15 protein-coding genes are annotated in these 13,286 nt (G+C 72.1%); 5 read left to right on the top strand and 10 right to left on the bottom strand.

Features of this window, described 5'->3' with window-relative positions; all coding sequences use genetic code 11:
* Window positions 1-297, bottom strand: a 297-nt coding sequence (locus OZN99_RS04105) for a hypothetical protein (protein WP_270933903.1), incomplete at its 3' end; no start/stop codon positions are given.
* 319 nt (window positions 298-616) lie between these two features.
* Between OZN99_RS04105 and OZN99_RS04100 the strand changes: the two genes are divergently transcribed.
* Window positions 617-1,594, top strand: a complete 978-nt coding sequence (locus tag OZN99_RS04100; protein WP_270933902.1) for a UbiA family prenyltransferase — start codon at window positions 617-619, stop codon at window positions 1,592-1,594.
* Window positions 1,595-2,308 carry an HAD family hydrolase gene (locus OZN99_RS04095; protein ID WP_270933901.1) on the top strand — a complete coding sequence of 238 codons (714 nt, stop codon included), beginning with the start codon at window positions 1,595-1,597 and terminating at the stop codon, window positions 2,306-2,308. It begins immediately after the preceding gene.
* Here OZN99_RS04095 and OZN99_RS04090 read toward each other — a convergent pair.
* From OZN99_RS04090 to OZN99_RS04075, 4 genes are read right to left on the bottom strand one after another with little or no spacing between them, the layout of a single operon-like run.
* Window positions 2,292-3,320: an NAD-dependent epimerase/dehydratase family protein gene (locus OZN99_RS04090; RefSeq protein WP_270933900.1), complete on the bottom strand. Its 1,029-nt coding sequence runs from the start codon at window positions 3,318-3,320 to the stop codon at window positions 2,292-2,294. The genes OZN99_RS04095 and OZN99_RS04090 overlap by 17 nt on opposite strands.
* A 22-nt stretch (window positions 3,321-3,342) precedes the next feature.
* A complete protein-coding gene (locus tag OZN99_RS04085; RefSeq protein ID WP_270933899.1) occupies window positions 3,343-3,942 on the bottom strand; it encodes a GMC family oxidoreductase in 600 nt (199 codons plus the stop codon).
* A 39-nt stretch (window positions 3,943-3,981) separates the two neighbouring features.
* The gene (locus tag OZN99_RS04080; RefSeq protein WP_270933898.1) at window positions 3,982-4,830 is read right to left on the bottom strand and encodes a GMC family oxidoreductase N-terminal domain-containing protein; all 849 of its coding nucleotides are present in this window, start codon (window positions 4,828-4,830) and stop codon (window positions 3,982-3,984) included.
* Window positions 4,814-5,215, bottom strand: coding sequence for a hypothetical protein (locus OZN99_RS04075; RefSeq protein WP_270933897.1), 402 nt, complete (start codon window positions 5,213-5,215; stop codon window positions 4,814-4,816). Before OZN99_RS04075 ends, OZN99_RS04080 begins: the two co-directional genes overlap by 17 nt.
* A gap of 338 nt (window positions 5,216-5,553) precedes the next feature.
* Between OZN99_RS04075 and OZN99_RS04070 the strand changes: the two genes are divergently transcribed.
* A complete protein-coding gene (locus OZN99_RS04070) occupies window positions 5,554-7,200 on the top strand; it encodes a hypothetical protein (protein ID WP_270933896.1) in 1,647 nt (548 codons plus the stop codon).
* A gap of 6 nt (window positions 7,201-7,206) precedes the next feature.
* Here the strand turns inward: OZN99_RS04070 and OZN99_RS04065 are convergent, their stop codons facing one another.
* The 5 genes from OZN99_RS04065 to OZN99_RS04045 form a co-directional block, all read right to left on the bottom strand.
* The gene (locus tag OZN99_RS04065; protein ID WP_270933895.1) at window positions 7,207-8,178 is read right to left on the bottom strand and encodes an alpha/beta fold hydrolase; all 972 of its coding nucleotides are present in this window, start codon (window positions 8,176-8,178) and stop codon (window positions 7,207-7,209) included.
* A gap of 95 nt (window positions 8,179-8,273) precedes the next feature.
* The gene (locus OZN99_RS04060; RefSeq protein ID WP_270933894.1) at window positions 8,274-8,747 is read right to left on the bottom strand and encodes a DUF1203 domain-containing protein; all 474 of its coding nucleotides are present in this window, start codon (window positions 8,745-8,747) and stop codon (window positions 8,274-8,276) included.
* Between the two features lie 98 nt (window positions 8,748-8,845).
* Entirely contained in the window at window positions 8,846-9,931 is a 1,086-nt protein-coding gene (locus OZN99_RS04055) for an Ldh family oxidoreductase (RefSeq protein ID WP_270933893.1), read from the bottom strand.
* A 3-nt stretch (window positions 9,932-9,934) separates the two neighbouring features.
* Entirely contained in the window at window positions 9,935-10,936 is a 1,002-nt protein-coding gene (locus tag OZN99_RS04050) for an amidohydrolase family protein (RefSeq protein WP_270933892.1), read from the bottom strand.
* A 19-nt stretch (window positions 10,937-10,955) separates the two neighbouring features.
* A complete protein-coding gene (locus OZN99_RS04045) occupies window positions 10,956-11,684 on the bottom strand; it encodes a GntR family transcriptional regulator (protein WP_270933891.1) in 729 nt (242 codons plus the stop codon).
* A 187-nt stretch (window positions 11,685-11,871) separates the two neighbouring features.
* On the opposite strand from OZN99_RS04045, the gene OZN99_RS04040 reads away from it, so the two are divergent.
* Both OZN99_RS04040 and OZN99_RS04035 read left to right on the top strand, forming a co-directional pair.
* Window positions 11,872-12,837, top strand: coding sequence for a Bug family tripartite tricarboxylate transporter substrate binding protein (locus OZN99_RS04040; RefSeq protein ID WP_270933890.1), 966 nt, complete (start codon window positions 11,872-11,874; stop codon window positions 12,835-12,837).
* A gap of 18 nt (window positions 12,838-12,855) precedes the next feature.
* Complete coding sequence (locus OZN99_RS04035) at window positions 12,856-13,275, top strand: cupin domain-containing protein (protein WP_270933889.1); 420 nt, start codon at window positions 12,856-12,858, stop codon at window positions 13,273-13,275.
* The last annotated feature ends 11 nt before the right edge of the window (window positions 13,276-13,286 follow it).

Here is a 13,286-nt window from a genome sequence, read left to right as displayed (position 1 = left end):
GGCGGTGTCGGCGCCGGTGCCGGTCGGCGCCGGCAGATCGGGCAGGATCGTGGCGCGCAGCCCCGCCGCGGCGGCCGCCTGCTCACCCTGCGGGCCGGGGGCGGCAATCACCTCGATGCGGTCGCCGAGCGGGGCGAGCTTCGCCAGGGCGGCGGCGCAGCGGGTGGAGGCCAGCGGCTCCGCCCCCAGCTCGCGGGCGCGTCGCAGGATTTCGGCGCCGTCGGTGCCCTTCAGCCCGACGCGCCCGCCCATGCCCGCGATCGGGTTCACGACGATGCCGACGCGCCGCCGGACCACCCTGCCCCGCCCCTTCCCATGCCTGTCCGCACACCCCGGAATGTGCGCGGTCCGAACGTCGGACCGCATTGCGGGCATTCTAGGCGAGACGGGGACGCAGGCAACCGCCATCCCGGCCCTGGCGCGCATTGCGGCGGATCGCGGCCTGTTTCGCCGGTGGCGCGCAGCACGGCGGCGCAGTCCGCGCGGTACGTGACGCGGCGCGCTGCAACCGCCGCTCTCACGATCATCTCAGCACCCTGGGGCACCGGGGGCAGGGAGCCTTTCCGCCCGTCCGGCCGTTCCCGCCCGCGGACAGGACCGTCTGCAGGGACCCATCGTGACCGTCGAGAACCACGTCGAAACCGGCCTGGGGGCCGGGCCGCGCTTCAGCGACTATGTGCGCATCGCGCGGCCCGACCACTGGATCAAGAACATTTTCATGCTGCCCGGCGCGGCGCTGGCCATCGCGCTGAGCGGCGAGCTCGGGGTCGGCACGGTGCTGGCGGTGGCCGCGGCGCTGGCCTCGCTCTGCCTGATCGCCAGCGCCAACTACACCATCAACGAGTACCTGGACGCGCAGCACGACCGGCACCACCCGCTGAAGAAGTCCCGCCCCGGCGCCGAGGGACGGCTGGAGTTCCGCCTGGTCGCCCTGCAGTACCTGCTGCTGGCGGCTGCGGGCATGCTGATCGCCCAGCTGCTCGGCACGCCCTTCATGCTGACCGGCGCGGCGCTGCTGCTGATGGGGCTGGCCTACAACGTCCCGCCCGTGCGCACCAAGGACCGCGTTTACCTGGACGTGCTGTCGGAGAGCGTGAACAACCCGCTGCGCCTGCTGATGGGCTGGTTCGTGGTGCTGCCGGATGCCCTGCCGCCGGCCTCGCTCATCCTGGCCTACTGGATGGGCGGCGCCTTCCTGATGGCGATGAAGCGCTACAGCGAGTACCGGCGGATCGGCGACCCTGGCCGTGCCGGGCTCTACCGCCGGTCCTTCCGCTTCTACACGGAGGAGAAGCTTCTGCTCTCCTCCTTCTTCTATGCGCTGCTCGCGGCCTTCCTTCTTGGTGTCTTCCTGGTGAAGTACCGCATCGAGTACCTGCTGACCCTGCCGCTCTTCGCCGTGCTGTTCACCTGGTACCTCGCCATCGCATTGCGAGCCGATTCGGCTGCACAGGCGCCCGAGAAGCTGCACCGGGAACGCAGCTTCATGGCCTTCGTCGGCGTGCTGTCGGTGGCGGTCGCCGTGCTGACCTTCGTGGACCTGCCGTTCCTCAACTTCCTGATGGATCCCTACCTGCTGCGGTTCCGCGGATAGATGCGCGTCGCGGTCTTCGACCTGGACGGCACGCTGACGCGGCGTGACCTCTACCTCGCCTTCCTGGCGGAGGCGCTGCGCCGGCTGGGCCCGGCGCGGCCGCTGCGGCTGGCGGGGCTGCCCTGGCTGACGGCTCGCCACCTGCTGCGCGGCATCGGCAACGACCGGCTGAAGGCGGCCTATCTGGATGCCGTGCTCGGCGGCCGCAGCCGGGAGGCGGTGACGCAGCTCGCCGACCGCTTCGCCGCCCGCGCGGTGGAGCGCGAGATCAAGCCGGCCGCGCTGAATGCCGTCGCGCAGCACCGGCGCGCGGGCGACATGCTGCTGCTGGCCTCGGCCAGCCTCGATGTCTATGTGCGGCCCATCGCAGCGGCGCTCGGCTTCGATGCCGCAGTGGCGACCCGGGTCGCCTGGACGGCGGAGGGGCGCATCGCCGGCACGCTGGACGGCCCAAACCTCCGTGGGCCGGCGAAGCTGGACGCCGTGCAGGCGGCGCTGGCGATGCGGGCGGAGGCAGGCGCCGCACGCTTCGTGGCCTATTCGGACCACGAAAGCGACGCCGCGTTGCTGGCCGCCGCCGAGGAGGCGGTCGCGGTCGATCCGACACGTGCCATGCGCCGCCTGGCGGCGCAGCGGGGCTGGCAGGTGGTGGACTGGTCGGCGGTGCCGTCCGGCGCGGGCCGGCCGGCCGCCGCGGTCACGACATCCGCTTGACCAGCCGCAGCAGGCCCTGCCGCAGCGGCGCACGGTGCGGCGACGCGCTGCCGAGGCGGCGTGCCTGCTCCTCGTTCGCGCAGAACCAGTCATAGCTCTCGCGCAGCATAGCCTCGTTGGAGTAGCGCGGCTTCCAGCCCATCGCCAGAAGCGGCTGCACGTCGAAGTAGCAGGCCTTGTGGTAGGTGAGGTAGTGCCAGGGCACCAGCGGCGAGACGCGCATCCAGTAGAGGAGCCGCAGCGCGTTGATCGCCAGCCCCTCCGGCAGGCTGCGCACGCGGGAGGTGCTGCCGTCATGGCGGATCAGCGCCTCCAGCTCGCCGCGCAGCGTGCCGAACTCGTCGGTGCCGACGTTGTAGGTGCCGCTGCGCCCGGCATCGAGCGCCAGCATGTAGAAATCCATCAGGTCGAGCGCGTGGATAAACTGGAAGCGGATGTTGCCGCTGCCGATCACGTAGACGTTCCGGTTCTCCCGGATCCATTCGAACAGCACCTGGAAGATGCCGAGCCGGCCGCCGCCCAGCGTGGCGCGCGGCCGGATGGTGATCAGCGGGATGGCGTGCTGCGCGCAGACCGCCTCCACAGCGTGCTCGCCGGCCAGCTTGGACCGGCCATAGGGCTCGACGGGGCGGGTCGGCGTGGCGTTGGTGATCGGCCCGTCGGGCGGGATGCCGAAGACGGCAGTGGTGCTGGTGTGGATGAAGGCGCGCACGCCCGCCTTCGCCGCTTCCTCCGCGACGATGCGGGAGCCTTCCACGTTCACATCCCAGTAGTTGCGGCCGGCATCCGTCTGCGCCACCAGCGCGGCGTGATGGTGCACCACGTCCACGCCGTGCATCGCCGCCGCCACACCATCCCGGTTGGTGACGCTGCAGGCGACGTATTCGATGTCGCGCGGGCGGGACGGATCCTCCCAGATGTCGAGGATCCGGACCTGCTCGCCGCGTTCGCGCAGGCGGCGCGCGACCAGGTCGCCGACGAAACCGGACCCGCCGGTGATGAGATGCCGCATCGTGACGTGGAATCCTTTCCGTTCAGGCAGCCGTCGCTGCCGCGACCGCATCCGCGCGCGTCGCGGCACGGACCCGGCCGGCCCGCTCCAGGAAGTGGCACGCGTTGCGGTGCGCGATTGCCATAACCGAGCCCTGCGGATTGACGACCGTCGGGGTGGGCAGGAGCGAGCAGTCGGCGATGTGGAGCCCGTCGGCGTCCCACACGCGTCCGAAGCTGTCGGTGGCGCTGCGCCAGCGTTCCTCGCCCATCGGGCAGGACGAGAAGAGGTGCAGCGCCGTCACGCTCGCGCGTCCCACCGGCAGAACGTCGGGCATGCGGGCGACGTCCGCCAGCGAGCGCACCGGCGCGTAGCCAGGCAGGCTGGGATAAACCACCTCCGCCCCGGCGGAGAGCAGGCACTGGCACAGTCGCTTCAGCCCCTCGGCCAACTCGGCGAGGTCCTGCGGCGTCTGCCGGGCGCGCACCAGCGGGTCGCGGAAGCCGGGCAGCGGGCGCACGGTGCCGACGCCGCCTGTGTTCTGCGCATAGTAGATCGCCATGCGCTTCCAGTCCCGGTCCACCTCGCCGAGCAGCGAGGGGCGCGGCGCCATCGCCAGGGCCAGCGCCGGCCGCTTGCTCATCGAGCAGCCCATGCTGAACCGCGGGTCGAACTGCTTGACCTAGTGCACGGGCTCCAGCTCGCCGGGCAGGTTGACCTCGTCGCGGAACTTCGCGACCACCTTCACCATCGGGTGGAAGCGCAGCTGGTTGCCGACGTTGTGGGTGATGCCGGACCGGCGCAGCAGCGCCGGCGTGCCGGTCGCGCCGCAGGCCACGAAGACCGTCGGCACGGAGATCTCGATCAACCTGTACGCGCCGGCTGCCGGGCGATGCTCCACCGTCACGCGCCAGCGCCCGGACTCGCGCACCAGCCGGACGGCCCGTGCATCGGCCAGCAGTTGGCCGCCCGCGGCCAGGAAGCGCGGCACGAAGGTCTCCGTCATGGACTGCTTGCGCCCGGGATTGCCCAGGTTCCACTTCGGGCCGTAGGCGAAGAGGCGCGGCACCTCCATCGAGGCCCAGCCGAGCCCCTGCGCGCCCTGGTGCAGGCGCTGCGAAAAGGCCGGCGCCAGGCCGGGGAGGTACTGAACCTGCGCGATAGTCTCGCAGTGCTCGAAATGCGCGGTGAGCTCCTCCGGCGCCAGCGCCTCGACGCGCCAGGCCATGCGCCAGAGGGAGAGCACGTCCGCCGGCGTGCGGTGGTAGAGGCCGCGATTGATCTCGCTGCCGCCGCCGACGCAGCGTCCCTCCGCGAAGGCGAGCTTGGCGTTGCCGAACGCCACGCCGATCCCGGCGTTGCGGTATTTCTGCACGATCTCCTCGCGCGAGAAATGCGGCGCGGAGTCGAGCGGCAGGTTCGCCCCTTCCTCGACCATGAGGACGGCATGGCCGGCTTCGGCAAGACAGGTCGCGGTGACGGCGCCGCCTGGCCCCGAGCCGATGACGAGGATGTCAGGCGAGGGCTGCATCGCCGGCTCCCTTGGCCTGGTCCTGGTCCTGCGCCGCTACGGCGGCGGGTGCGTAGTCCTGTCCGTATAGGTTGGAGTACAGGCTGAAGACGGCGAGGGACTCGTAGAACTCCATCAGCCGGCGGCGCGCCTCGATGCGCGAGCCTTTCCAGGCGTCCACGCACTGCAGGCGGCGTTCCGGCGACAGGCGGTGGAAGCAACGGCCGGTGAGCGGCAGCGGTGCTGCGTCGAAGGCCAGGGTGAGCAAGCGGAAGGGCAGGCGCAGGTAGTCCGGCATGCGCGCCTGCACGTCCAGAAGGAAACGAGCGACCGCGGCGGAAGGATCACGCTGCCCGGCCGCATGCGCCAGGCGACGGTGAACAGTCGTCTCGGCCAGCGCGATCACCGCGCGCTCGAAGTGAGGAAGCATGCGACCACCCCTCCGCACGAGGCCCGGCGCCTGAGGCGCCGGGCCGGACGCTACGAAAGGCGCACGGCCCGCACACGACACGAGACACTTTCCGGCCATCACGTTGCGGTGGGGCAGCCGCGGCCGCGCGGGCGTGCACACGCAGCGGTGTCTTTGCATCCGGCGCAACGCCGCGGATGTAGCGCGGCACGACTGCAACAGGGGGCCTCGTGCAGCGTACGCTCAGCCCTGCCACGAACCGGTCGCCGGCCGCCGCGCTGGCAAGCGCCTTCGAAGCGCTCGCGATGCCGCTCGCCCATGCGGGCTTCGCATGCATGGCGATCGCCGTCGGGCTGTCGCTACCGACCAACCATGACGAGTACCAGTACATCGCGGCCGCGCATCTGGTGCCGGAGCTCCGGCTTTATGCCGACGTCTTCTACTCCCAGACGCCCTATTTCCCTTGGGCGCTGGCCGGTTGGCAGGCGGTGACGGGATGGCTGGTTGAATCGCCCTACATGGCTGCGCGGCTGTTCAACATCGCCTGGTCGCTGATCTTCCTCGTCACCCTGCTCAACCTGGCGGCGCGGCTGGCGCCGCTGCGCCTGCTTGCGGTCGGCATCTGCGCCGCGTCGGTCGGCGTCGGGCTGATGGAGCTGCCGATCCGCGTGGCCCGCAACGACATGATGCCGCTGGCGCTGGCGACACTGGCGCTGCTGCAGCTGGCGCGGGCCTGCTGGCTCGATGCCGAGGCAGGTCGGCAACGCGTGCTGCTGCATCTCGGCGCCGGGCTGCTTCTAGCGGCGGCGGTGGGCACCAAGCTCTCCTACGCGCATGTGGCGGCGGTGGCCGTGCTGCACGCCATCCTCGACCCGCAGTTGCCCTGGGGCGCACGCTGGAAGCTGCGCGTGCTGCCCCTGGTCGCCGGCGGGGTGCTGGGGGCGGTGCCGATGCTGGCCATGGCCGCGGCGAGCCCGGAGAACTTCCTCTACGCGACGACGGAGTTCCACCAGACGCACCACCATTGGGCCAGTTCCGCAACGCCGGAAGCCTATGAGGCGATCGGGTCCCTGGCGGTGCGGGCCTATGTCCTGTTCCGGGTGCTGGCCACGCTGCCCTACCTGCTGCTCGCGCTGGTCTTCGCCGCCTGCATCGCGGTGGCGCTTCTCGCGCGGCATCGCGCCGGGGACCCGGAGGAAGTGCGGCTGTGGAGCATCTGCCTGCTCTGCGTGGGCACGGTGCTGGCGAGCATACCGATGTTCATCATGCCGAAGCCGCTGCACGCACAATACGTGGCGCCCGTGGTGCCCTTCGTCGCCATCGCCGCGGCCAGCGCGACCGCGCTGATGCGGCGCCGGGCGCGGGCGGCCCGCCTCGGCGACGGACGGGCCTGGCTGTTCGGCGCGGCCGCCCTGCTGATCGGCGGTGCGCTGGTCCAGGCCTTCGTCGCGCCGCGGCTCGGGCCCATCTCCTATCTGCGCTTCCTGACGGCGATGTCGCTGCGCGACCCGAGCGGTGGGCCGTGGCTCGAGCATGGCGGCCTGTGGGTGGCACCGCATATGCGCCGCGTCGCCGGCCGCCTGCAGGATGTTCTGGGGCCGCCGCAGCCGGGGCTGCGCATCGCCACCGTCATGAACACCTACCCGATCGAGGCCGGCTTCGGCATTCATCGCGAGCTGGCCGGCGCGCCGTTCTTCTACCAGACGAATGACCGCATCCCGCCCGCGCTGGTCGAGCGCCTTCGCGGAACCAGCCCCGAACTGGCGCCGGCCTGGCTGGAGCGCGCGCAGGTGCGCGCGGTGCTGGTGGGCTACATGCCCGCACTGGACGCGCCCTTCCGCGCCCATGCGCGGCGGCACGGCTTCCTGTGCTTCACGGTCGACTTGAGCGGCAGCCGCTCGGACCGGGAGGAGACCGGCGCCGGCGAGCTGTGGGTGGCGCCCGAACTCGCCCGCGCGGCGCCGGATTGCGGCACCGACTAGCGGTTGCTAGGCGGCGTGCGCCAGCGTGCCGAGGCCCTCGACAGCCGCCGTAACGATTCCGGGCGCGCCATGATGCAGCATGTGCCCCAGCCCGGGCAGGATGCGCAGGGTGCTGCCCGGCACGGCCCGATGCAGCCGCACGGAATGGCGCCCGACATCCACGATGCGGTCCTCCGCGCCGGCCAGGATCGCCACGGGCAGCCGTGCCAGCTCGCCGTAGCGCGGCGCGGCACGCGCCGTGCGCGGCGTCATGAAGGCGGCATCCTCGGCGCTTGCCTTGATCTGCCAGGGACGCAGCATCATCGGCACCGGTACCGCCGCGGTGAAGGCGGGCGGCACGGGACGAGGCGCGAACATCTGGCGGATCATCCCCGGCGCGATCAGCCGCCCGGCCAGCGGCCCGACCGTGTAGCGCAGCGCATCGCCGAGCACCGGCAACGCCGGCGGCGAGAAGACCGCCACGTCGGCGCGCGCGGTCGGATAGTGGTAGCCCGCGAGCAGCACGAGGCCCGAGACCGCCGCCGGGTGATCCAGCCCGAGCGCCACCGCAACCAGCGCGCCCCAGGAATGGCCGACCACCACCGAACGCCTGGCGCCGAGCCGGTCAAACGCCTCGGCCAGCACGGCGGCCTGCGTCTCGGCGGTCCAGAGCCGGTCGCGCGGCCGCGCGCTGTAGCCGTAGCCCGGCCGGTCGAAGGCGATCACGCGGTGGTGCCGCGCGAGGCGGCCGAAGATTCCGCTGGCGACGAAGTCCTCCGCCGTCACCGCATTGCCGTGCAGCAGCACGACGGGCGGCGCATCGGCCGGCCCGGCCTGGAGATAGTGCAGCCGCACGCCGCCGGCCTGCACGAAACGGCCGCGCGGCGGGTTCTCCCGCTCGGCGCGCCGCGCATCGGCAGCCGACTGCAGCGCGGCGCCAGCCAGCACCATGGCGGAAGCCAGCGCGGCGTCCCGCGCGGTGAAGGCGGATGTGTGCATGAACAATGCCCAGCTGCCCGGCGATTCGCGGCCGGTCTTGGCCGATCGCGACACAGCAGGGCAACGGGCCGGGCGCGGCGCGGTTCCGACCGGCGCTACAGCCGCTCCACCATCGTCAGCAGGCAGCCCGGCCGGGCGGTGTGGATGTTGACGAAGCGCGTGCGCGGATCGCCCAGGGCGCGCAGCAGCGGTGCCGCCACCTGCGCGCCCTCGCAGACATGGCCGAGGTCGTAGAGGCACATCTCGTCGGCATCATAGGACCGGACGGAGACGATGCCGTTGGCCAGCACGATGGGCGCAATCTCGTCCTCCGCCTCGAAGCGGGGGCAGTCGCGCTCATGCAGGAAGATCGGGCTCGGCGTCCAGTAGACGCCCTGCGGGCGCGGCAGGTCGTAGCTGCCCAGCAGCATCGACTCGCCGGGCTCGCCCAGGCGGAGGCAGTGCCGGCAGGGATAGCCCGGGCCGTCCACCGCGCGGCGATGCAGCGCCAGGCCGCGATCGTCGCGCCCGGTCGCGCGGAAGCGGCGTGCGGTTGCCGTCGGGATGGGAACGCAGCGGAAGCGTGGCACGGGGCTCTCCTGTGGCGTGCCCCGAACCTGCCGCGACGATGCCCCGCGCCGCCATCCGTCCGTTGCGCCGGCATGCCGCAGCCGGCGCCCGTCGGAGCCTATCGCTGGCCGAGCGGCACCGCGCCTGTCTCCGCGGCGAGCCGGTCGAGCTGCGCCATCAGGGGCGCCGGGATCGGCACGCCCTTGGCCACGCGGTCCCGGCGGCGCGCCGCGCGCATCTCACCCGGCAGCCGGATGCGGTCCACGCCGGGCAGGCGGGTGGAGTTGCGCAGGTCGTCCAGATGCCGCGCGACCTCCGCCGTGAACTCCTTGGGGTCGAGGAAGCGCGCGACGTCGAGGGCGATCAGCACATGGCCGGTCTCGGTGACGGTCCGGTCGTCGGCGTTGAAATCCACGCAGTCCTTGCCGAAGGCGGCGCGGTTCAGCGGACCGGCGAGCAGGCCGAGCATCAGCGCCAGCCCGCTGCCCTTGTAGCCGCCGATCGGCAGCAGGATGCCGTCCGCGCTGCGCTTCGGGTCGGTCAGCGGCTCGCCGGTGTGCTTGTCCACCATCCAGCCTTCCGGCATCGGCGTGCCGAGCAGCGCATGGCCCTTCACCGTGCCGTAGGAGACGACGGTGGTCGCCATGTCCAGCACGACAGGATCGGCATCCACCATCGGGATGGCGATGGCGAGGGGGTTCGTGCCGAGCAGCGAATCGCTGCCGCCCCAGGGCGCCATGTGGTTGGCGCTGGCCACCACGGTGTAGATGCCGATCATGCCGGCCTGCAGGGGCAGGCAGGCATGCACCGCGCCGGAGCCGGCGTGGTTGGAGCGTCGCGCGCCGACCCAGGCGACGCCTGTCTCCCGCGCAATCTCCACCGCCGTCTCGCCGGCCTTCGACATCACCAGGTGGCCCATGGCGTTGTCGCCTTCCACCAGCGCCACTGCGGGCGCGCGGCGGGAGACGGTGATGTCGGGTGTCGGGTTCATGCCGCCGGCGCGCAGGCGCCGGACGTATTGCGGCAGGCGGAAGATGCCGTGGCTGTCGGCACCGGTCAGGTCGGCTTCCACCATCAGCTCGCCGACGCGGCGCGCATCGGCCGCGCGCAGCCCGTGCGCCTGCAGCACATCGGCGATGAAGCCGATCATCGCCGCATGGCGGTGCCGCGGCAGGGTGGCGGCGACGCTCTCGTCAAGGGCCATGCGTCAGGCCTCCACCTTGGCGCCGATCAGGCGCATGGCGTTGTCGTGCAGGATGGCCTGGCGCACGCCGGCATCGGCGATGGCCTCCTCGATCTCCTCAACGCCGCGCGTGGTCCCCATGTCGAAGGGGTAGTCGCTGCCGAAGACGACGCGCTCCGGCCCGACCTCGGAGAGCAGGAAGCGCAGCGCGCCCGGCGCGTGGGTGATGCTGTCGTAGAACAGGCGCGACAGGCTCTCGGCCGGGTCGCCCTTCAGCCGCGCCTTCGGCTCCTTCCGCACCTTCCAGCCGTGGCGGAAGCGCCCGGCCTGGAAGGGCACGAAGCCGCCGGCGTGGGAGAGGCAGAAGCGGATCTCCGGATGGCGCTCGATGACGCCGCCGAAGATGAGGGAGGCGGCGGCGATCGTCGTCTCCAGCGGGTTACCCACCAGGTTCGTTAGGTAGTAGCTGTGCATGCGCTGCGCCGCTACGACCTTGTGCGGATGCACCAGCACGAAGAGGCGGTGTCGGTTCGCCACCTCCCACACCGCATCCAGCGAGGGATCGTCCAGGTTGCCGCCGCGGATGTTGGAGCCGAGATGCAAGCCGCGCAGCCCGTGCTGCGTCACCGCGCGCTCCAGAGTCGCCGCGGCGCCGGCAGGGTCCTGAATCGCCGCCGTGGCGAGGCCCATGAAGCGGTCCGGGTATTGCCGGCACAGCGCACCGATCGCCGCGTTCTGGATCTCGGCAACGGTCGCCGCGGCGCCGGGATCGGCCTCGTAGAGGAAGGTGTGCGGGATGTTGCAGACGACATGCATGTCCACGCGCTGCGCCTTCATGTCGGCGAAGCGGCGCTCCAGGTCCCAGGCGGCGCGCGGGAAGGGATTCTGCTTGACGTCGAGGATCTCGAGGATGGCGCTGTCGTCGTCCACGCGCGTCAGCTTCGGCGCGCAGGACGGGACCTCCTTCGCAATGGCGGCGATCATCGCCTCGGTCAGGATGTGGGTATGCGCGTCGATGACGGTCATGGCGTAGGTTCCCGGGAGTTCAGCCGCGCGGGCGGATGCTGCGCAGCTCGCCGCGGCGCAGCGTGCGCGTGAAGGAGAAGGCGTCGGCGCGGTAGTAGGTGCGTGCGCATTCCAGGCCGCGCCCGGCGGCGTCCAGCGCGACGCGCTCGGTCAGCACCAGCGGCGCGTGCTCCGGCACGCCGAGCAGGCCGGCGCGCCAGGCATCGGCGCCGATCACCTCCAGCCGCTCCTGCGCTTCCTGCGCGGGCAGGCCGAAGACGCGCTCCAGGAGCAGATGCGTCGGCTCGTCGAGCGGCGCGCTCAGCAGGTCGGGCGCCAGCGCGGCGGGGACGAAGCTCGTGCGGATGGCGACCGGGGCGCCGGCGCGATGCAGCAGGCGCCGCAGCTTGTGCACCGGCGCGCCGGCGACGATGCCGAGGCGTTCCGCCACCCAGTCCGGGCAGGGCACCGTCTCCGCCGCGTGCAGGCGGATGTCGGCGTCGGGATCGCGGTCGAAAGCGGTGGCGAGGAAATGGCCGGGATCGGAGAGCGGCGCGTCCGGACGGCGCGCGCGCACGAAGGTGCCGCGCCCCTGGTGGCGGTGCAGAAGCCCTTCCTCCACCAGCGATGTCACGGCCTGGCGGACGGTGATGCGCGAGAGGCCGTAATGCGCGCCGAGCTCGGCCTCCGTCGGGATGCGGTCGCCCGGGCGCAGGTCGAAGCTCGCCAGGTCGCGCAGCGCATGCTTGAGCTGGAGCCAAAGCGGCACGGCGCGGCCACCGCGCAGCGGGCGCAGCCGCGGCCCTGCCGCCCTGCCCTGCCGCTGCGTCTCCTGCCCCTTCGATGCCCGCCCGTTCGACCGGGCCAGCTTGACTTCCATGGCCGTCCGAATATGTCATATGTCGTCATAAAGCAAGAAGCCGCGCCCGGTCCGGCGCGTAGTCGGGAGGAACGACATGCTGCGCCGTCGCGTGCTGACGCTGCCGATGGGACTGCTCGCCGCACCGGCGCTCGCGCAGGACGCCTATCCCAGCCGCCCCATCCGCGTGATCATGCCGCTCGCCGCCGGCAGCGCGGTGGACGTGATGGTGCGCATCGTCGCCGAGCGCATGGGCGAGACGCTGGGCCAGCGCCTGGTGATCGAGAACCAGACCGGCGCGTCGGGCATGATCGGCATGCGCAACGGCGCGCGCGCGATGGCGGACGGCTACACGCTGATGGCGGTGAACGACGCTGTCATGACCATGCTGCCCAACATGAACGCGCAGGCCGGCTACGATCCGCTGCGCGATTTCGCGCCGGTGGGCCAGGTGGCGCGCATCCGCTGGGCGCTGACGGCGCATGCCGGATTCGCCGCGCAGGACGTGGCGGGGCTGATCGCCGCGGCGCGCGCGCGGCCCGGGCAGATCGACTACGCCTCCGGCGGGCCGGGCAGCCCGCAGCATGTCGCGATGGAGATGTTCCTGCAGGCGGCCGGCGTGCAGATGAACCATGTCAGCTATCGCGGCGCGACGCCGGCGCTGAACGCGGTGGCTGCCGGCGAATGCCCGGTGGGCTTCTTCGGCCTGCCCACGCCCGTCGCCTTCGCCGAGGCCGGGCGCGTGCGCATCCTGGCCACCGCGGGGCCGCAGCGCGTGGCCTCGCTGCCGAACGTGCCGACCGTGGCGGAATCCGGCCTGCCCAACTTCAGCTTCTTCACCTGGGGCGCCTTCCTCGCGCCCGCCGGCACGCCCGCGCCCGCCATCGCGCGGCTGAACGCCGCGCTGCGCGAGGCGGTGGCGATGCCGGCGGTGCGCGACCGGCTGGAGGGCCTGGCCTACGAGGTGGTCGGCAACACGCCGGAGCAGTTCGGCGCCGCGCTGGCGCGCGACCACGCCGCGATGGGCGCGCTGGTCCGCGCCGCCAACATCCGCGCCGAATAGACCGGGAGAGACGACGTCATGGCGACCTCCGCAGTGCTGCGCCCCAGCGAGCGCCCGATGGCCGATCGCGGCGGCGGCGCGCGCACCATCCCGCTGGTCACGCCCGCGACCGGATCGCGCGAGCTGCTGAACGGCATCACCATCTTCGACCCAGGCGCCGCCATCGGCCAGCACTACCACAACTGCGAAGAGAGCGTGATGGTGCTGGAAGGCGAGGCGATCGCCGTGCTGGACGGGGTGGAGCATCGGCTGGGCGCCGGCGACACCACCTGGATCAAGGCCGGCGTCCCGCACTTCTTCCGCAACGCATCCGCCACGCAGCAGATGCGCATCTTCTGGACCTATGCCTCCATCGAGGCGACGCGCACGCTGGTCGCCACGGGCGAGACGCGGCCGGTGGCGGCGGAACACGCGGCGGACAAGATCATCCGCGGCTGAGACCGCGGCGA

The sequence above is a fragment of the Falsiroseomonas oryzae genome, from assembly GCF_027856955.1.
In the GTDB taxonomy this organism is placed as follows: Bacteria; Pseudomonadota; Alphaproteobacteria; order Acetobacterales; family Acetobacteraceae; genus Falsiroseomonas; species Falsiroseomonas oryzae.
The sequence above is the reverse complement of the archived record's forward strand: the minus strand, read 5'-3'. Positions and strand labels throughout refer to the sequence as shown.